Source organism: Burkholderia sp. Bp9031 (assembly GCF_003857965.1).
GTDB lineage: Bacteria > Pseudomonadota > Gammaproteobacteria > Burkholderiales > Burkholderiaceae > Burkholderia > Burkholderia ambifaria_A.
Genome location: NZ_QTPW01000009.1, coordinates 16,911 through 35,409 on the forward strand (window position 1 = coordinate 16,911; position 18,499 = coordinate 35,409).

General features: G+C 68.7%; 17 protein-coding genes. 10 read left to right on the plus strand and 7 right to left on the minus strand.

Features of this window, described 5'->3' with window-relative positions; all coding sequences use genetic code 11:
- Positions 1-45 precede the first annotated feature (45 nt).
- From DIE15_RS14180 to DIE15_RS14195, 4 genes are read right to left on the minus strand one after another with little or no spacing between them, the layout of a single operon-like run.
- Positions 46-1,746 (minus strand): lactate permease LctP family transporter, encoded by a 1,701-nt coding sequence (locus tag DIE15_RS14180; protein ID WP_057926558.1) that lies wholly within the window; start codon positions 1,744-1,746, stop codon positions 46-48.
- A gap of 51 nt (positions 1,747-1,797) precedes the next feature.
- Positions 1,798-3,243 carry a LutB/LldF family L-lactate oxidation iron-sulfur protein gene (locus DIE15_RS14185; RefSeq protein ID WP_124833607.1) on the minus strand — a complete coding sequence of 482 codons (1,446 nt, stop codon included), beginning with the start codon at positions 3,241-3,243 and terminating at the stop codon, positions 1,798-1,800.
- A complete protein-coding gene (locus tag DIE15_RS14190) occupies positions 3,240-3,950 on the minus strand; it encodes a lactate utilization protein C (protein WP_124833608.1) in 711 nt (236 codons plus the stop codon). Before DIE15_RS14190 ends, DIE15_RS14185 begins: the two co-directional genes overlap by 4 nt.
- A complete protein-coding gene (locus DIE15_RS14195; protein WP_124833609.1) occupies positions 3,947-4,747 on the minus strand; it encodes a (Fe-S)-binding protein in 801 nt (266 codons plus the stop codon). Before DIE15_RS14195 ends, DIE15_RS14190 begins: the two co-directional genes overlap by 4 nt.
- Before the next feature lie 134 nt (positions 4,748-4,881).
- On the opposite strand from DIE15_RS14195, the gene DIE15_RS14200 reads away from it, so the two are divergent.
- The 5 genes from DIE15_RS14200 to DIE15_RS14220 all read left to right on the plus strand — a co-directional run bounded on the left by DIE15_RS14200 (position 4,882) and on the right by DIE15_RS14220 (position 10,243).
- Positions 4,882-5,598 (plus strand): FadR/GntR family transcriptional regulator, encoded by a 717-nt coding sequence (locus DIE15_RS14200; protein WP_057926562.1) that lies wholly within the window; start codon positions 4,882-4,884, stop codon positions 5,596-5,598.
- Positions 5,599-5,823: 225 nt separating this feature from the next.
- Entirely contained in the window at positions 5,824-7,446 is a 1,623-nt protein-coding gene (locus DIE15_RS14205) for a phospholipase D family protein (RefSeq protein ID WP_124833610.1), read from the plus strand.
- 265 nt (positions 7,447-7,711) lie between these two features.
- The gene (locus DIE15_RS14210; protein WP_124833611.1) at positions 7,712-8,485 is read left to right on the plus strand and encodes a class II aldolase/adducin family protein; all 774 of its coding nucleotides are present in this window, start codon (positions 7,712-7,714) and stop codon (positions 8,483-8,485) included.
- A gap of 257 nt (positions 8,486-8,742) precedes the next feature.
- Positions 8,743-9,177 (plus strand): CHRD domain-containing protein, encoded by a 435-nt coding sequence (locus tag DIE15_RS14215; RefSeq protein WP_057926677.1) that lies wholly within the window; start codon positions 8,743-8,745, stop codon positions 9,175-9,177.
- A 103-nt stretch (positions 9,178-9,280) separates the two neighbouring features.
- The gene (locus DIE15_RS14220) at positions 9,281-10,243 is read left to right on the plus strand and encodes an alpha/beta hydrolase (protein WP_124833612.1); all 963 of its coding nucleotides are present in this window, start codon (positions 9,281-9,283) and stop codon (positions 10,241-10,243) included.
- Here the strand turns inward: DIE15_RS14220 and DIE15_RS14225 are convergent.
- A complete protein-coding gene (locus tag DIE15_RS14225) occupies positions 10,213-11,055 on the minus strand; it encodes an EcsC family protein (RefSeq protein WP_124833613.1) in 843 nt (280 codons plus the stop codon). The genes DIE15_RS14220 and DIE15_RS14225 overlap by 31 nt on opposite strands.
- A 107-nt stretch (positions 11,056-11,162) precedes the next feature.
- On the opposite strand from DIE15_RS14225, the gene DIE15_RS14230 reads away from it, so the two are divergent.
- Together DIE15_RS14230 and DIE15_RS14235 are read left to right on the plus strand one after the other, a co-directional pair.
- Positions 11,163-12,758, plus strand: coding sequence for an MDR family MFS transporter (locus DIE15_RS14230; RefSeq protein WP_057926567.1), 1,596 nt, complete (start codon positions 11,163-11,165; stop codon positions 12,756-12,758).
- 34 nt (positions 12,759-12,792) lie between these two features.
- Entirely contained in the window at positions 12,793-13,239 is a 447-nt protein-coding gene (locus DIE15_RS14235) for a MarR family winged helix-turn-helix transcriptional regulator (protein WP_124833614.1), read from the plus strand.
- A 112-nt stretch (positions 13,240-13,351) separates the two neighbouring features.
- Here the strand turns inward: DIE15_RS14235 and DIE15_RS14240 are convergent, their stop codons facing one another.
- On the minus strand, positions 13,352-13,933 hold the full coding sequence (locus tag DIE15_RS14240) for a DJ-1/PfpI family protein (RefSeq protein WP_057926569.1): 582 nt from the start codon (positions 13,931-13,933) through the stop codon (positions 13,352-13,354).
- Between the two features lie 163 nt (positions 13,934-14,096).
- Positions 14,097-15,377 carry an amino acid deaminase gene (locus tag DIE15_RS14245; RefSeq protein WP_124833615.1) on the minus strand — a complete coding sequence of 427 codons (1,281 nt, stop codon included), beginning with the start codon at positions 15,375-15,377 and terminating at the stop codon, positions 14,097-14,099.
- 119 nt (positions 15,378-15,496) lie between these two features.
- Here DIE15_RS14245 and DIE15_RS14250 point away from each other — a divergent pair, with 119 nt between their 5' ends.
- From DIE15_RS14250 to DIE15_RS14260, 3 genes are all read left to right on the plus strand, one after another.
- Positions 15,497-16,432, plus strand: a complete 936-nt coding sequence (locus DIE15_RS14250; RefSeq protein ID WP_057926571.1) for a MurR/RpiR family transcriptional regulator — start codon at positions 15,497-15,499, stop codon at positions 16,430-16,432.
- Between the two features lie 2 nt (positions 16,433-16,434).
- A complete protein-coding gene (locus tag DIE15_RS14255) occupies positions 16,435-17,916 on the plus strand; it encodes an amidohydrolase family protein (RefSeq protein ID WP_057926572.1) in 1,482 nt (493 codons plus the stop codon).
- A gap of 123 nt (positions 17,917-18,039) precedes the next feature.
- Complete coding sequence (locus DIE15_RS14260) at positions 18,040-18,426, plus strand: RidA family protein (RefSeq protein ID WP_057926573.1); 387 nt, start codon at positions 18,040-18,042, stop codon at positions 18,424-18,426.
- Positions 18,427-18,499: the final 73 nt, after the last annotated feature.

Consider the following 18,499-nt stretch of genomic DNA (forward strand, 5'->3'; position numbering starts at 1 on the left):
CGTGGGGTTTTCGTTTTTCGGGGAACCGGAAAACGGCCGCGCCGCTTACGGCACCATCCCCGGCAGCACGTAGGCCTGCACGAGCGTGATCAGGCCGACGATCACCGCGAACAGCAGGCTATGGCGCACCGTGAAGCGGAACAGCTCGGACTCCTTGCCGACGAGGCCGGTCGCCGCGCATGCCACGGCGATCGACTGCGGCGAGATCATCTTCGCGGTCACGCCGCCCGTCGTGTTCGCGGCGACCACGAGCGTCTCGGGCACGCCGAGCTGGTGCGCGGTCGCTTGCTGCAGCGAACAGAACAGCGCGTTCGACGACGTGTCCGAGCCGGTCAGGAACACGCCGAGCCAGCCGAGGAACGGCGAGAAGAACGGGAACGCGGCGCCGGTCGCGGCCAGCATCAGCGCGAGCGTCGACGACATCCCCGAATAGTTCGCGACGAAGGCGAACGCGAGCACGAGGCCGATCGACAGGATCGGGCGCGTGAGTTCCTTCAGCGTTTCGCCGAACGTGACGAGCGCGTCGCGCGGCTTCATCCGCAGCAGCGCCATCGAGATCAGCGCGGTCACGAGGATCGCGCTGCCCACCGCCGACACGAGATCGATCTTCAGCACCGCTTCGAGCGCCTTCGGCGTCGCGGCGATCGGCGCGGTCTTCACGACGAGCTGGTCGAGGCCGGCCACATGGAACTTCAGGATGGTCGACGCGAGCGCGCCGTGCGCGGCGAACAGCGCCTTGAACGGCGCGATGCTCCACACGGTGACGACGGCCGTCAGGATCAGGAACGGCGACCACGCGCGCACGGTCTGCGCGAGCGTGTACGGCGACGCCTGGCGGCTCGTACCCGACCCGTTGCCACCCGCGCCGAATCCCGCGAGCGCCGCGCCGCTGCCGGACGCGACAAGGCCGCCTGCCGCCTGTTTCGCGCTGCTCGGCTGCCAGACCTTCAGGAACGCGGCAAGCGACACGAGGCTGACGAGCGACGACGTGATGTCCGGCAGCTCGGGCCCGATATGGTTCGACGTGAAGTACTGCGTGATCGCGAAGCTGCCGCCCGCGACGAGCGCGGCCGGCCACGTCTGCCGCACGCCGCGCAGCCCGTCCATCATGAATACGAGCCAGAACGGCACCGCGAGCGACAGCAGCGGCAACTGGCGGCCGGCCATCGCGCCGATGTGGAACGCGTCGATGCCCGTCACCTGTCCGGCGACGATGATCGGAATGCCCATCGCGCCGAATGCGACCGGTGCGGTGTTTGCAATCAGACACAATCCTGCCGCGTGCAGCGGCCTGAAGCCGAGGCCGACGAGCAGCGCGGCCGTGATCGCGACGGGCGCGCCGAAGCCGGCGGCACCTTCGAGGAACGCGCCGAACGAGAAGCCGATCAGCAGCATCTGCAGGCGCTGGTCGTCGGTGATCGACAACACGGACGCGCGGATGATGTCGAACTGGCCGGTTTTCACGACGATCTTGTACAGGAACACGGCCGCGACGATGATCCATGCGATCGGCCACAGGCCATATGCGAAGCCGAAGCCGGCTGCCGCGAGCGCCTGCGGCACGGGCATCCCGTACGCGAGGATCGCGACGCCGAGCGCTAGCAGCAGCGTGATCGCGGCGGCGACGTGCCCCTTCATCCGCAGTGCGGCGAGCGCGACGAAAAAGAAGATGATCGGAATTGCGGCGACGAATGCCGACAGCCCGAGGCTGCCGAGCGGCGTGTAGATCTGATGCCAAACCTGCATGGTTGTCTCCTCCATGAATTTCTATCGGTGCGGGTTGAAAGCGGGGGTGGTCTATTCGGGCTGGCCGCGCGCGCGCAGCAGGTCGGACAGGCTGCGCGGCGCCGGTTCGAGCGGCGTGCGGTGCTGCGTCCAGCCCATTTGCCTTGCCGGTGTGAGCGCGCGCAGCCGGGTCGCGGTCCAGCGGAACGCGCGATAGGCGCGCGGGTGGGCGAACGCGCCCGACCAGAAGCGCCATACGAGGTCTTCCGCGCGGTTGTAGTTCGCGCCCTGGCCGCGCAGCGGATGCGCGACGGCTTCGTCGGGCTTGCGGTTCGCCTCGGTGCGCAGCCGCACGAGCAGTTGCGGGATCGGAATCCTGACGGGGCACACCTCGCCGCATGCGCCGCACAGTGTCGACGCGGTCGGCAGGTCGGCCGTCGCGTCGAGGCCGAGCAGGTGCGGCGAGATGATCTTGCCGATCGGGCCCGGGTAGGTGGTGCCGTATGCGTGGCCGCCGATGCGCGTATAGACGGGGCAGTGGTTCATGCACGCGCCGCAGCGGATGCATTGCAGCGTCGCGCGCAGCTGTTCGTCGGCGTAGGCCTGCGTGCGGCCGTTGTCGAGCAGCACCAGATGCAGTTCGCGCGGGCCGTCGCGCTCGCCGTCTCGCCGCGGGCCGGAGATCAGGTTGAAGTAGGTCGTGATCGCCTGGCCGGTGGCCGAGCGCGTCAGGAGGCTCGACAGCGGCACGATGTGCTCGAGCTTCTCGACGACCTTCTCGATACCCATGATCGCGACATGCGTGTCGGGTACGGTGGTCGACAGCCGGCCGTTGCCCTCGTTCTCGACGAGCCACAGCGTGCCCGTGTCGGCCGCCGCGAAGTTCACGCCGGACAGGCCGATGTCGGCTTGCGCGAACGCGCGGCGCAGCGCGCGCCGGCCGGTCTGGATCAGCTCGTCGACGTCCTCCGTGTAGCGCGTGCCGGGGATGTGTTCCTCGAAGAGTGCGGCGATGTCGCCGCGCGTCTTGTGGATCGCCGGCATCACGATGTGCGACGGCTTCTCGCCCGCGAGCTGCACGATGAACTCGCCCATGTCGGACTCGATGCAGTCGACGCCGTGATCCGCGAGGTAATGATTCAGCTCGATTTCCTCGCTCGCCATCGACTTGCCCTTGATCACGCGGCGCGCCTTGTTCGCCTGCGCGATGCCGAGCACGATCGCGTTCGCGTCGGCGGCCGTCTCGGCCCAGTGCACGTGCACGCCGGCCGCGGTGAGCTTCGCCTCCAGCCGCTCGAGCAGCGTGGGCAGCTGCGCGAGCGCGTGCTGCCGCACGGCTTCGCCGAGATCGCGCAGCTGCTGCAGCTCGGTGTCGTCGGGGAACTGGGTCGCGCGCTTGCCCTGCAGGAAGTCCATCGCGCCGCGAAAGCTCCGGCGCAGCGCGGGATCGTCGAGCGCGGCGCGCGCGCGTGCCTTGAAGTCGCCGGGGGCGACGAATTGCAGCGGTTGGTCGCTCATTGCGGTTGGTCCCAGGCGGTTGCGGTCGGTTCGGTGACGATCACGACCCAGAGGTTGCGCGGGCCGTGGGCGCCGTACGCGAGGGTCTGCTGGATGTCGGATGTCTTCGACGGGCCCGATACCAGCACGACGTTGGTCGGCATGCCGGCGTGCCAGCGCTCCGCGTGCACGGCTGCGTGAAGGTCCGCGTGCAGCGTGTTCGCATGAACGAGCGCGACGTGCAGCGGCGGCACCAGCGACACCGTGCGCGGCGTGCCGGCATCGGGCGCGAGCACGATGGTGCCGGTTGCCGCGATGCCCGAGCGCGCGACGGTGAAGCCCGCGTCGATCGTGTCGAACAGTTCGGCCTTCCACGCGTCGATCGGCCGTTCGAACGGCACCTGCGCGACCGCGTCGGGCAGCGCACGCGCGAGCGCCGCGGCTTCGGGGCGGGCCGGGTCGAGCAGCAGCCGGCGTACGCCGGCGTTGGCCAGGCGCGCGGCAAGCTGCGCGGGCCACGCATCGGCGGTGGCGCACCAGACTTCGGCGTGCGACGCGGCGAGCGCGGCCTGCATCGTCCGCGCGAGCACCAGCGGGTCGGGGACGGCCGGCGCATGCCGCGCCGCGTAATGCGTGTCGATGCGTGCATCGAGCGCCGGTGCGGCGTTCGTGGCGACGCCGGGCGCGGCAGCGCGCAGGCGTGCGAGGATTGCGTCGCGCGCGCTCATTGCGTGTCTCCGCGCAGCGACGCGGCACCGGCCGTGCGGCGCCACAGGAAGCTCGCGAGATGCTCGACGGGGAGCGCCGCGCCGGCCTTGGTCGCCGCGTGACCGATGTTGAGCAGGCAGCCGCAGTCTGCCGATACGAGCCGGTCGCAGCCCGTCGCACAGGCAGACGCGACCTTGTCGCGCACCATCGCGCCGGAGATGTCGGGATGCTTCAGCGAGAACGTGCCGCCGAAGCCGCAGCATTCCGATTCGCGTTCGTGCTCGATGCGCGTGACGCCCGGCAGTGCGTCGACCAGTGCGACGCCGTGCACGCGCGTGCCCATCTCGCGGCGCGCCGCGCACGATGTGTGCAGTACTACGCGCTCATCCGGGCCGGCGTTCGCGGTGATGCCGTCGAGCCGCACGTCGAGCACATGGACGAGGAATTCGGCGAGTTCGTAGGTGCGCTCCGCGATCGCGCGGGCTTTCGGGCCGTGCACGGGATCGTCGGCGAACAGGGCCGGCCAATGGTGCCGGATCATGCCCGCGCACGAGCCGGACGGCACGATCACGGGCCACGCCTGCGCGAACAGGTCGAGCTGCGCGGCCGCGACGTTGCGTGCTTCGTCGGGATTGCCGCTGCTGTAGGCCGGCTGTCCGCAGCAGCTCTGGCCGCGCGGATAGTGGACGGTCAGGCCTTCGCGTTCCAGCAGGCGGACCGCATCGAGCCCGGCTTCGGGCACGAACAGGTCGACCAGGCAGGTCGCGAACAGATAGACGTGTGCGGGGGCGGCGGTGGGGTAGTGCCTTTCGTTCATGTCTCGCTCCAGGTGCGACGGCCCGGCATGCGCATGCGGGACGACGATTTCGCTGCATAATTCCCGCGACGGCGCCGCAGCTCAAATTGGTTGGGCCAATCGGTGCGACGGGTATTCCGGATGGAGGCACGAAGATGGCGGCGATGACGGCACGGGGCCGGACCGAAGTGGTGATGCGCAAGATCGAGACGGCGCTGCTCGACGGCACGTGGCCGGCCGGCGCGCGGCTGCCGGCCGAGCGCGTGCTCGCGCAGCAGTACGGCGTCGCGCGCAATACGGTGCGCGAGGCGACCCAGCGGCTCGTCGCGCGCGGGCTGCTGCAGAGCCGGCGCGGCGCGGGCGTGTACGTGACGGATCAGTTGCGCGCGGGCATCGCGTCACCCTGGGGTCAGCTCGTCGCCGACCATCCGGCGCTGCGCGACGACATCCTCGAATTCCGCCGCGTGCTCGAAGGCGCGACCGCGTATTTCGCCGCGCTGCGCGCCGACGCGAACGACCGGCGCCGGATCCGCGCGCTGCTGCGCGAACTCGAAACCGCGCACGCGAACGACGACGCGGCCGTCGAGGCGTCGACCGATGCGAAGCTGCACGAGGCGATCGCGCTCGCATCGCACAACACGATGTTCCTGCACCTGCACACGAGCGTGATCGGGATGCTGCGCGAGCACATCACGATCAATGTCGCGGGGATGACGACGCACGACGAGCAGGCATCCGAGTTGCTATTGCTGCAGCACCGGGTGGTTTGCGACGCGATCTGCGCGCACCGGCCCGAGGAGGCGCGTACCGCGATGCAGACCCATATCGACTATGTGCGCAGCCACTTCGAGCAAAGCGGCGATGCATCGTGAGATTGGTTGGACCATGGCCGCTGCAGGACCGCGCGGCGGCCCACCGCGGGCCGCCAGGCCAGCGGCGCTTCGCGGGCGGCGCGCGTGGCCGTGCGCTGCGCCGGATGCGCGGGCCGCGCGATTTGACCGGTTCATCGGGCGCCCACTAGAATCGGCCGGAACCGCCCGTCAGCCGCGCGCCGCGGCGATTGCGACCCATTGATCCGTCTGACGAGGAGGCTTGCCGTGCTCACGTCCTTGATCCGGCGCGCGCCGGTCGCGCTGTCGTGGCGCGCCGCCGGCCGCCCGGCCCGCGCGTTCGCCGTGTGCGCGCTGCTGTCGCTGGTCGCCGCCTGCGCGACGCATCCGCCTGCCACCACGCTCGATCGTCCCGTCTCGCACGCGTTGCCGGCCGATACCGCGACGCCGCTGCGCGACGCGCTTGCCGCGCCTGAAGCCGCGCATCCGGGCCAGTCGGGCTTCCGGTTGCTGCCCGACGGCGCGACCGCGCTGCAGATGCGCATCGCGCTTGCGCGCGCGGCGACGAAGACGCTCGACATGCAGTACTACATCGCGACCGAGGACACGACCGGCAAGCTGCTGCTCGCCGCGGCGCTGTACGCGGCCGATCGCGGCGTGCGCGTGCGGATGCTGGTCGACGATCTGAACTTCGATGATATCGACCGCGTAATGGCCGCGCTGAATACGCACCCGAACATCGAGATCCGCGTGTTCAACCCGTTCGGCGCGTCGCAGTACGGGATGGTCGAGCGCACGGCCAACTTCTTCACGCGGATCGACAGCTTCACGCGCCGGATGCACAACAAGGCGATGATCGCGGACAACCAGCTTGCGATCGTCGGCGGCCGCAACCTCGGCGACGAATACTTCAGCGCGAGCCCGACGCTGCAGTTCCGCGATCTCGACGTGCTCGCGGCCGGCCCTGTGACGAACGACGTCTCGAAGAGCTTCGACGACTACTGGGCGAGCGCGAGCAGCTATCCGCTGCGGGTGCTGAATCATCAGACGTTCGATCCGAAGGATCTCGACGCGATGCGCGACGAACTGCGCGACCACTGGCGCAAGAACGCCGACCCGTACAACGCGAAGCCGCTGAACGCGACGCCGCTCGCGCGGCAGATCGCACGCGACGAACTCGGGCTCGTGTGGGCGCCGGCCGAATTCAAGGTCGACGCGCCGGACAAGGTCGCGCGGCCGACCGATGCGTACGTGAGCCCGCCGATGCGGCGCCTCGTCGAGCTGACGCGCGGCGCACAGCAGGAATTCCTCGCGTTCTCGCCGTACTTCGTGCCGCACGACGCGGGTGTGAAGATCCTCGGCGACACGACCGCGCGCGGCGTGCGCGTGGCGATCCTGACCAATTCGCTTGCCGCGACCGACGCGGTTGCCGTGCAGGCCGGCTACGCGCCGTACCGCGTGCCGCTGCTGCAGCACGGCGTCGAGCTGTACGAATTCAAGGCGCAGCCGGAGCAGCCGGCTCCGCGGCTGTTCGGCTCGCGCTCACGGGCGAGCCTGCATGCGAAGGCGTACGTGATCGACCGGAAGATCCTCGTGATCGGCTCGCTGAACCTCGATCCGCGTTCCGCGCACCTGAACACCGAGCTCGCGCTCGTGATCCACAGTCCGACGATCGCGCAGCAGGCGGCAGCGATCTTCGCGCGCGCGACGCAGCCCGACGAAAGCTATCGCGTGAGCCTCGCGACGCCGGCGGGCGGCACGCCCGAGCTGCAGTGGACCGGCACGGACAACGGCGTGCCGACCACCTATCACGTCGACCCGCATGCCGGGCTGATGCGCAACCTGATGACCGGCATCTTCATGCTGCTGCCGGTCGACGACCAGTTGTAAGGGCCGGAACGGCCCCGGTCAAACCCGCGATACCGGTGCGCGGGGAAAGGTGATATGGTTGTGCGCGCAACGATATTCGTATCGTGAAGGGTGTCGCCGGACGGCTCGCGCAATGCGGGTCGCGGCGGTGCCGAACGATGCGCCGCACGAGTTGCACACGCCGTACGCGCCGGATGCGCGTGCGCGCCGCGTGCGACGCCAGGAGACGATGGACGATGCGCGCAGCCGCCCGCGCGGTCGCGCTCGCCCGCAACCGGAGTGCCCCATGCAACGTGTATCGAACCAGCCGTTTACGCGTCCCGCCCGTTTCTCCGAAGCCGAATGGCAGGCGCGCGTGCAGCTCGCGGCCGCCTACCGGATCTTCGACCATCTCGGCTGGACCGAGCTGATCTACAACCATATCTCGCTGCGCGTGCCGGGTGAGGACGGCCATTTCCTGATCAACCCGTTCGGGCTCCATTACCGCGAGGTTTGTGCGTCGAACCTCGTGAAGATCGACATCGACGGCAACGTGATCGGCCATTCCGACTGGCCGATCAATCCGGCGGGCTTCACGTTCCACAGCGCGATCCATGCGGCGCTGCCCGACGCGCACTGCGTGATGCACGTGCATACGACGCCGACGATGGCCGTGTGCTGCTCGCGCGACGGACTGTCGTTCTCGAACTTCTATTCGGCGCAGCTATACGGGAAGATCGCGTATCACGATTTCGAGGGCATCACCGTGCATCTCGACGAAGGGCGGCGCATCGTCGAGAGCGCCGGCGGGCGACCCGTGCTGCTGCTGCGCAACCACGGGCCCGTGACGATCGGCGCGACGCTCGCGCAGACCTTCTCGCTGATGTGGCTGCTCAATCGCGCGTGCGAGGTACAGGTCGCGACCCACACGATCGGCGACGCATTGCCGATCGCGCCGCCCGTGCTCGAGGGCTGCGTGCGCGATTCGCTGAATTTCGACCCGAAGCACGGCGCGGGGCAGGACGCGTTCGACGCGTTGCAGCGGATCGTCGATCGCATCGATCCCGGTTATCGCGCGTGATGCGCGATCACCCGCGTGCCGTGCGGTGCGGGCAAAAAAAACGCGGCCGGATGGCCGCGTGAATACTCGCAGACTCCTTCGGACGAAGGAAACAAGCAACTGTGAGACGAAGTGTAGCGAAAGGCCGCGCGCGGATTCAGGGCGCTCGCTGCAAAGGTCTCTTCCAGGTTACGGCAGGCTGCCGGAGCGGCGGCGATCGACTACCATCATGGAGCGTCCCCGTCCGGGTGGCGCTCCACGTCGTACAAGGAGGATTCATGCCGAAGCTGCGTTTGCTCCAGGTGGCGTTGCTCGCGGGCGTGCTGGCCGCCGGCAGCGCCGCTGCCGAAACGGTGCGCCTGTCCGCCAACCTGCAGCCGTCGAGCGAGGTGCCGCCCACCGCGACGAAGGGCGCCGGCGCCGTCAACGCCACCTACGACACGGCCACCCGCATGCTGCAGTGGACGGTGACTTACGAACACCTCACGGGGCCGGTGACCGCCGCGCACTTCCACGGGCCCGCGCCGGTCGGCCAGAACGCCGGCGTGCAGGTGCCGATCCCGAAGGACGAGCTCGCGAGCCCGATCAAGGGCTCGAAGGAGCTCACCGACGCGCAGGTGACCGACCTGATGGGCGGCAAGTGGTACTTCAACGTGCACACGAAGGACCATCCGTCCGGCGAGATCCGCGGCCAGGTGATGCCAGCGAACTGACGCCGGCGAACCGGGCGCCGGCGTTTGATGTAGAGGCTCCCGTCGAGCGGCGCGGCAGCGATCGCACGTACCATCGTCATACTGCGATGACGGAGTGTGTTCGATGAGTTGGCAAAGCAGGTTCGCGTGCTGGCTGCTGCGCTGGCAGTTTCGTCCCGAGACCACGCGCCCGGTACTCGATCCCGCCCGTGCGCGGCGCTTCACCGACCTGAGAATGGTCGTGCCGCGTCGCGTGCCGTCGGGCTACCGGCTGCGCGAATGCTACGGCCCCGGCGACGCACCGCTGCGCGGCGAATGGCTCGAGCGCACCGACGCGGTCGCGTCCCGCGGGCCCGGCCGCACGCTGCTGTATTTCCACGGCGGCGGTTACTACTTCTGTTCGACGAAAACCCATCGGCCGCTCGTGTTCGGCCTCACGAAGCGCGCGGGCGTGCGCTCGTTCTCGCTCGACTACCGGCTCGCGCCCGAGCACCGCTTTCCGGCCGCGCTCGACGATGCGCTGGCCGCCTACCGGCAACTGCTCGCACTCGGCACGCCGCCCGAGTCGATCGTGTTCGGCGGCGATTCGGCGGGCGGCGGCCTCGCGCTCGCGACGCTCGTCGCGCTGCGCGATCGCGGCGAACCGTTGCCGGCCGGTGCGATCCTATTCTCGCCGTGGACCGACCTGGCCGGCACCGGCGGCACGATGCGCAGCAACGACGGCCGCGACCCGATGTTCGAGGCCGCGGCACTGCCGAAGGCGGCGAAGCTGTATCTGGGGGACGAGTCGGCGACGCATCCGTATGCGTCGCCGCTCTATGCGGATTTCACCGGGCTGCCGCCGCTGTTCATCCAGGCTGGCAGCACCGAGGTGCTGCTCGACGATTCGCGCCGCGCCGCCGACAACGCGAAGGCGGCCGGCGTGCCGGTGGAGATCGAGGTGTGGCCCGACATGCCGCACGTGTGGCAGCTCTACACGCCGATGGTGCCGGAGTCGCGCGACGCGCTCGACCGGGCGGCCGCGTTCGTGCGCCGCGTCGCGGTCGAGCGGGCGGTTCAGCGCGCCGGCGAGCCGTCGGTCGCCTGATACGCGGCCTTCACGGCCACCGAGCCGTACTTGCGCTCGAGCCGGCGCACGGTGAAGTGGCCGTGCGCCATCTGCTGAAAGTGGTCGATGAACAGCGTGTTGACGGTCGCGCCGAGCACCGCGCCGATCGCCGGGATCGACTTCGCGGCCATCTGTTCGGTGACCTGCACCGAGAAGCGCGATGCCACCGTCTGCACGAGCTTGAATACCGCCGCCGAGCTGTGCGCGGCGATCCCTTTCGTCGTGATGTCCGACGACGCCTTCGAAATCGCCTGCGCGAGCGCGCCGCGCAGCACGAAATAGCCGAGATCGGCGTCCTCTTCCCGCTTGTCCGGGTTGCCGCCCATGCCGAGCACGGCCAGACACTGCAACTGCGTATCCACCGAGCCGAGGTCCTCGCCCTCGCTGCGCGCGATGTCGCACACCGAGCGGAAGATCAGCGTGGTCGTCACCGGCAGCTCGACCGGCAGCGCGAGGAAGCCGAACGCGCCACCCGCCGCGCCGGTCGTCGCGACCGCGAGCTTGTGCAGCAGGTTGCTCGGCTTGTCCGGCTCCGCGTCGGGCGTCTGCGGCTTGCCGAGCGTGCGCAGCGCGATGTTCAGGCACTTGCGCAGCGCGAGCTGCGTCGCATCGTTGATCTTGCCGGTCGCGAAGTCGGGCAGCCGCGCGATCATCTTCTCGACCGGCGCACCCAGCACGCCCGTCAGCTTCATCGTCAGCGACGGGCTTTCCAGCACCTGCTTCGCGCGCCGCAGTGCGTCCTGGTCTTCCGGCGACAGCGTCGCGGCAGGCGTGATTGAAATCGGTTCCATCGTTCTCCTTGGCAGCCGGGCCGGGTTGAAGCGTCGCCAGCCTAGATTACTCCGGCATGCTAGAATTTTGAGATTGCTTGACTCGTCAAAAGTTGCATCAACAAAAAATGGCCGTCCATACTGCCGCCCATCATTCGAGCGGGCAAGTCCTGCCATTCCGCGAATCGCTGCTGGCGATGATCGGGATCTCGTTCGTCACCATGCTCGTCGCGCTCGACCAGACGGTCGTCGGCACCGCGCTGCCGACCATCGTCGCCGAGCTGAGGGGCTTCGACCTGTACGCGTGGGTCGCGACCTCGTACCTGCTCAGTTCCGTGATTACCGTGCCGATTTTCGGCCGCCTCGGCGACTACTACGGCCGCAAGCCGTTCGTGATCGTGTCGATCGTCGTGTTCACCGGCGCATCGGTGCTGTGCGGGATGGCGAACGACATGCTGTACCTGGTGCTCGCGCGCGGCCTGCAGGGGATCGGCGGCGGGATGCTGGTCGGCACCGCGTTCGCGTGCATTCCCGACCTGTTTCCCGATTCCGTCGTGCGGCTGCGCTGGCAGGTGCTGATGAGTTCCGCATTCGGCATCGCGAACGCGGTCGGGCCGTCGCTCGGCGGATTCCTGACCCAGTCGTTCGGCTGGCGTTCGGTGTTCTACGTGAACCTGCCGGTCGGCCTGCTGTCGTTGTTCTTCGTGTGGCGCTACCTGCCGCACCTGCGGCATGTCGAGCACGACCGCAAGATGCGGCTCGACTGGCCCGGCGCGCTGCTGATCGCGCTGTCGCTCGGCGCGCTGCAGCTGTTCGTCGAATGGCTGCCGAAGTACGGCGTCGCGAGCTGGGCGTCGCTGCTGCTGGTTGTCGCGGTCGGCGCGGGCGTCGGCTTGTGGCATTGGGAAAAGCGCTGCGCGCAGCCGATTCTGCCGTTCGACATGTTCGGCAACCGCGCGCTGTCGGCGCTGTTCGTGCTCGCGATCCTCGCCGGCTTCTCGATGTTCTCGCTGCTGTTCTACGCGCCGCTGCTGTTCCAGGGCGGCTTCGGGATGTCGCCGAAGGAGGCGGGGCTCGTGATCACGCCGCTCGTCGTGTTCATCACGATCGGCAGCATCATGAACGGTCGCGTCGTCACGCGCATCCGCAATCCGAACGCGATGCTGCACGTCGGCTTCGTACTGTTTGCGATCGCATGCGCAGGCATCGTCGTGGCGACGCACACGACGCCGACCTGGGTGCTGATGGCGCTGATGGTCGCGGGTGGCATCGGCCTCGGTTTCGTGCTGCCGAACCTCACCGTGTTCGCGCAGCAGACGGCCGGCCGCGAGCACCTCGGTATCGCGACCGCGCTGCTGCAGTCGCTGCGGATGGTCGGCGGGATGATTGGCACTGCGCTGACGGGCACGCTCGTCAACCAGATGTATTCGAGCGGCGTGCGCGATGCGCTGGCGGGCGACCACGCGCTGCAGTGGCATGCGCAGCTCGCCGATCCGCAGATCCTGATCGACCGCGCGGCGCAAGGCGGACTCGTCGCGGAGTTGACCCGCGCCGGGCATAATGGCGCGCTGCTGCTGGAAGCCGCCCGCGAATCGCTGGTCGGCGCGATCCACCTGGGTGTCGCGATGGCGGCCGTCGTTGCCGTGGTGTCGGTGTGGCAGTGCCGCCGTGTGCCGCCGATCGCGCTGCGGCACAAGATCGAGCCGCATGTCGCGGCCGATTGAACGATTCACCGATTGAACGAGTAGAAATCAGCGCATGGAAGAACAGGACCGCGTCGCGATCTTGCAGCAATTCGGACGCACGTATCGCGCGTTCATGACCGCGTTCGAAACGCACGTCGGGCAGCCGATGCCGCGCTGGCGGATCATGGTTGCGCTGCACACGATGGGCGGGCATTCGTCGCAGAAGAAGCTTGTCGAGGTGCTGCGCATCGATCCGGGCGCGCTCACTCGCCAGCTGAAATCGCTCGACGCGCTCGGCTGGATCGAGCGCGCGTCCGATGCACGCGACAACCGCGTGACCAACGTCACGCTGACCGCCGCCGGCCGTGCCGCATTCGACGCGTGCCTGCCGCGCCGCAAGGCGTTCCTTGAACAGACGATGGCGCAACTGCCGGATGACGTGCTGACCGCACTGTCGGGTGCGCTGGCGATGCTGGAGTCGCGGATTGCGGAGGTCGGCTCGACGCCGGCACCGCACTGAAGGGCAGGAAGCGGCGCGGCGGGGCGCACCCCGCCGGCCGGTTGCGACCGGCGCGGCACACGGGTCGCACGAACCCGCCGCCGGCCGGCGCTTCATTTCATTTCAACTTCGTTCACAGCTCGATGCGCGTGCCCAGCAGCGCGAGGAACTGCGCAAGCCACGCGGGATGCGCGGGCCACGCTGGCGCGGTGACGAACGGCGCGTCGGTCACGGCCGCATCGACCGGAATGTCCGCATATTCGCCGCCCGCGAGCTTCACTTCGGGCGCGCAGGCCGGGTAGGCCGAGATGCGCTTGCCACGGATCACGTCGGCGGCCGCGAGCAGCTGCGCCGCATGGCAGATCGCGGCGATCGGCTTGCCGGCTTCCGCGAACGCGCGCACCAGCGCGATCACCTTCGCATCGAGACGCAGGTATTCGGGCGCGCGGCCGCCCGCGATCGCGAGCGCGTCGTAGCCCGACGCATCGACGTCGTCGAACGTCGCGTTCAGCGTGAAGTTGTGGCCGGGCTTCTCGGTGTAGGTCTGGTCGCCTTCGAAATCGTGGATCGCGGTCTTGACCTTGTCGCCCGCGCGCTTGCCCGGGCAGACTGCATCGACGTGATGGCCGACGGCCTGCAGCGCCTGGAACGGCACCATCGTTTCGTAGTCTTCGGCGAAATCGCCGGTCAGGAACAGGATCTTCTTCGCGGCCATGGCTTTCTCCATTGAACAGCGTTGAGGGGCCGTTCGCGCCGTGAGCGGCAGACGGGTGCTACGGCGGGGAAGCGGCCCCGAGGACGAAAGCGCAGTGTACTCCGGCAGATTGAAGCGCGCGTGACGGCCGCCCCGCGCGGCGGCGAGGCGGCGCGTGCTGGCGTCAGAAGAAGGTTTCGACGACTTCCGTCACGCGGAACTGCGGATCGAGGACGAGCAGCTGGCGCCACTTGTCGAACGTCAGGCACGGATGCGAGATGTCGAACGCGACCATGTCGCCGACCTTCACGTCCGCGCCCGGCGGGATCTGCAGGTATGCGTGCTGGTCCATCATCCCGGTGACGGCCCAGCCTTCGCTTGCGGCGACCTCGCGCGGCGCGCTGTCGCGGCCCGGGCGGAAATGGCGCGCCGGCTCGGGCAGGCCCGCGTCGAACGCCGCGTCGCGCTTGCCGAGCGCGATGATCGCGCGATCGGGTTCCGGTATCGACTGCACGTACGCCCACAGCTGCAGCGCCGGCAGCAGCCCTTCGCCCATCTTGCGGGCGATCAGGTTGCGCGCGAACACGTCGGTCTGCGCCTTCTTGTAGATGCCGACGTCGTGCGTCAGGTAGCAGCCCGGACGCAGCACGACTTCCGCGAAACCGGCGTCGGACGCCTTCGAGAACTCCTCCGCGACCACGTCGTACCACGCCGAGCCGGCGCCCGACAGGATCGCCGGCGTGCGTGCGAAACGGCCGGCTTCGGCCAGCTCGCGCGTGAGCGCGACCGCGTCCTGCAGGAACGTGCGGATCTCGCCTTCCTCCTTCAGCACGCCTTCGTAGAGTTCGATGCCGGCCAGCTTCAGCGTGTCCGGATAGCGCGCGATCGCGTCGAGCACGGCCTTGCGCTGCGCGGCATCGCGCACGCCCGCGCGGCCGCCCGGCACGCCGAGCTCGAGCAGCACATTCAGCGTTTTCTTCGCGTCGCCGAAGAAGCGGCCGAGCTGGTCGACGCTGTCGGCCGAATCGACGAGGCAGAAGAATTCGAACTCGGGGTCGGACAGCAGCGCCGCGATGATCGTCATGTTCTGGCGGCCGACCAGCTGGTTCGCGAGCAGCACGCGCCGCACGCCGCCGTGATAGGCGGCCTGCGTCTGGTGCGCGGTCGCGAGCGTGATGCCCCATGCGCCGGCGGCGAGCTGGCGGCGGAACAGTTGCGGCGCCATCGTCGTCTTGCCGTGCGGCGCGAACTTCACGCCGTATTGCTGGACGAACGCCTGCATCCAGTTCAGATTGTGTTCGATGCGATCCGCGTACAGCACGGCTGCCGGCAGGCTGACGTCTTCCGCGAGCAGGCTCCACTCGAGGCGGCCTGCGTCGTCGAGCGGCACGCTCGCGCTCGGCAGGTTGCCGAGGCCCTTGCCCAACGGATTGATTGTCGGTTCCTGATAGTTTGTAACTTTCATGTCATCCCGCTCCATCATCACTATGCATTGCACTGAAGTTGACATGCAGATGGTACAGAAAGTAGCATCGGCGCGGTGATGTTATTTAGTAACATAAAGCGCCACCCCCTTTTCTACAGATGAATTCGCCCGCCACCCCGTCCGTTCCGTTCGCCGCCGAGCAACCGGCTCCGGTCGCCCAGCCGGTCCTCGACATCGTCGCGCGGATCGCCGAATGCGCACCCGAGCTGCGCGAAGCCGAACGCAAGGTCGCGGCGTTCATCCTCGCCGATCTCGCGCGCGCCGCGCATGCGAGCATCGGCGCACTCGCGCGCGATGCGCAGGTCAGCGTCGCGACGGTCACGCGTTTCGCGAAGGCCGTCGGCTGCCGCGACGTGCGCGAACTGAAGGTGCTTGTCGCCCAGGCGGCGGCGGTCGGCCAGCGCTTTCTCGTGCCGTCCGACGCGCATCCCGGCGAAGACGCGAGCCCGGCATCGGTCGTCTACGACGAGATCCGCGTGGCGCTTGCGCACAATCACCAGCTGCTGCGCAACACGTCGTTCGACGCGGCGGCCGACCTGCTCGCCGGCGCGAAGATGATCTACGTGTACGGGCAGGGCGGCGGTTCCACCGCGCTCGCCGACGAATTGCGCTTCCGCCTCGTGCGCTTCGGCCGGCCGGTCGCGAGCTACCAGGACAGCCTGCTGCAGCGGATGGTGTCGGCGACGCTGTCGCGCGACGCCGTAGTCGTCGCGCTGTCGGTGAGCGGACGCGTGCCCGAGCTGCTCGAGAGCTGCCGCCTCGCGAAGCGCTACGGCGCGACGCTGATCGCGATCACCGCGCCGGCTTCGCCGCTCGCGAAGCTCGCCGACCACCTGATCCCGGTCGTCGCGTTCGAAACCGATTTCATTTACAAGCCGTCGACATCGCGCTACGCGATGATGATGGCGATCGACGTGCTCGTCACCGGAGTCGCACTGCGGCTCGGCGATGCGGGCCGAGAATCGCTGCGCCGCATCAAGCATGCGCTGGATGCGCACCGCGGCGGCGGAGACCGTCAACCGGTAGGAGACTGACCATGCATTCGCATCCCGAAGCCGCCGATACGCTGATCGTCGGCGCGCAACTGTACGACGGCACCGGCGCACCGCCCGTCACGCGCGACGTCGCAATACGCAACGGCGTGATCGCGGCGATAGGCAACCTGTCGAACTGGCTCGCCGAAACCGTCGTCGATGCGAACGGCCGCGCGCTCGCGCCGGGCTTCGTCGATGTGCACACGCACGACGATACGCACGTGATCCGCGCGCCGGAGATGCTGCCGAAGATCTCGCAGGGCGTGACGACCGTGATCGTCGGCAACTGCGGGATCAGCGCGTCGCCGGTGACGCTCGCGGGCGATCCGCCCGACCCGATGAACCTGCTCGGCGATCGCGACGCGTTTCGCTATCCGACCTTCGCCGCCTATGTCGCGGCCGTGAACGATGCGCGTCCGGCCGTCAACGTCGCGGCGCTCGTCGGGCACACCGCGCTGCGCAACAACCAGATGGACCGTCTCGACCGCGCGGCGACCGACGGCGAAATCGCCGGGATGCGCACGCAGCTCGAGGAGGCGCTCGCGAACGGCGCGCTCGGGCTGTCGTCGGGCCTTGCGTACGGCTCCGCATTCGCGGCGCCGGCCGAGGAAGTGATGGCGCTCGCCGAGCCGCTCGCGAATGCGGGCGCGCTGTACACGACACACATGCGCACCGAGTTCGATGCGATCCTCGACGCGATGGAAGAGGCATACCAGGTCGGCCGTCATGCCCGCGTGCCGGTCGTGATCTCGCACCTGAAGTGCGCGGGCCCGTCGAACTGGGGGCGCAGCACCGAGGTGCTTGCGTCGCTCGAAGGCGCGCGCCGCTACCAGCCGGTCGGCTGCGACTGCTATCCGTACAGCCGCAGCTCGTCGACGCTCGACCTGAAGCAGGTGACGGGCGACATCGACATCACGATCACGTGGTCGGAGCCGCATCCGGAAGTCGCCGGCAAGCTGCTGAAGGCGATCGCGGCCGACTGGGGCGTGACCGAGCAGGAGGCCGCGCAGCGTATCCGCCCGGCCGGCGCCGTGTACCACAACATGTCCGAGGACGACGTGCGCCGGATCCTGTCGCATCCGGCGACGATGGTCGGCTCGGACGGCCTGCCGAACGATCCGCTGCCGCACCCGCGGCTGTGGGGCGCGTTCCCGCGCGTGCTCGGCCATTACGTGCGCGACACGAACCTGCTGCCGCTCGAGGAAGCGATCCGCAAGATGACGTCGCTGTCCGCGCGCCGCTACGGGATCGCGCGGCGCGGCGAGGTGCATGTCGGCTACCACGCGGATCTCGTGCTGTTCGACCCGACGAGCGTGATCGATGCCGCGACCTTCGACAAGCCGCAGCAGCCGGCGCACGGGATCGACGCGGTGTGGGTGAACGGCGTGCTGACCTATGAGAACGGCCAGCCGACCGGCGAGCGCGCCGGCGGCTTCGTCGCGCGCGGCGAGCGCGTGCCGGCGAGTGCCGACGCCGCGTTCTGAGCGCGGTCTTGATCCGATTTGCCGCGTGCGCCATGTCGGCGCGCGCATCCGCAACCGTGCGTTGCATGGGACCGGCGCCGGCGCTTGCGCGCCGATGCCGGTCGACCAACAAGGAGTGAAACGATGAAGCGATATGGCGTAGGCGAAGCGAAGGGCACGGGCGGCCAGGTGATGCCGTTTGCGCGCGCGGTCGAGGCCGACGGCTGGCTGTACGTGTCGGGCCAGACGCCGATGGTGAACGGCGAGGTTGTCGAAGGCGGGATCGTCACGCAGTCGAAGCAGACGATCGAGAACGTGATCGCGATCCTGAAGGAAGCCGGCTACGGCCTCGAGCACGTCGTGCGCTGCGGCGTGTGGCTCGACGACGCACGCGATTTCGCGTCGTTCAACAAGGTGTTCGTGTCGTACTTCGGCGAGAACCCGCCGGCGCGCGCATGCGTGCAGTCGAGCATGGTCATCGATTGCAAGGTCGAGGTCGATTGCATCGCTTACAAGGCGCCGGCGAAGTAAGGCGGCAAGGGCGAATTGTTGTGTGACGAGGCCGGCGCGGTAGCATGCGCCGGCCTCGTTGCGTTATGGCGGA